Origin of the sequence: Pseudoalteromonas sp. RB2-MNA-CIBAN-0110 (genome assembly GCF_040309305.1) — a bacterium.
Taxonomy (GTDB): domain Bacteria; phylum Pseudomonadota; class Gammaproteobacteria; order Enterobacterales; family Alteromonadaceae; genus Pseudoalteromonas; species Pseudoalteromonas arctica.
In genome coordinates, this window is sequence record NZ_JBEOOQ010000246.1 from 1 (window position 1) to 254 (window position 254).

The window sequence follows — 254 nt, forward strand, 5'->3', positions numbered from 1 at the left end:
GTTCAGTTAATGGCAATTGCTTAGCACCAGCAATCGACTCAACTAGGCTGTACGCTTCTGGGTGAACAGATGACGAATCCAATGGATTATCACCATTACGGATGCGTAAAAACCCCGCAGCTTGCTCATAAGCTTTAGGCCCTAAACGAGCCACACTCAATCGCTGCTTACGATTGGTAAATTGACCATTCGCGTCACGAAAATCAACCACATTTTTAGCTAAGGTTTTGGTTAAACCAGCAACTTGAGCTAAT

Annotated in this window: 1 protein-coding gene; it reads right to left on the bottom strand. The window is 44.1% G+C overall.

Going from position 1 to position 254, the window contains the following annotated elements:
• Positions 1-254, bottom strand: a 254-nt coding sequence (locus AAEY68_RS21350; RefSeq protein WP_350586859.1) for a helix-hairpin-helix domain-containing protein, incomplete at both ends; no start/stop codon positions are given.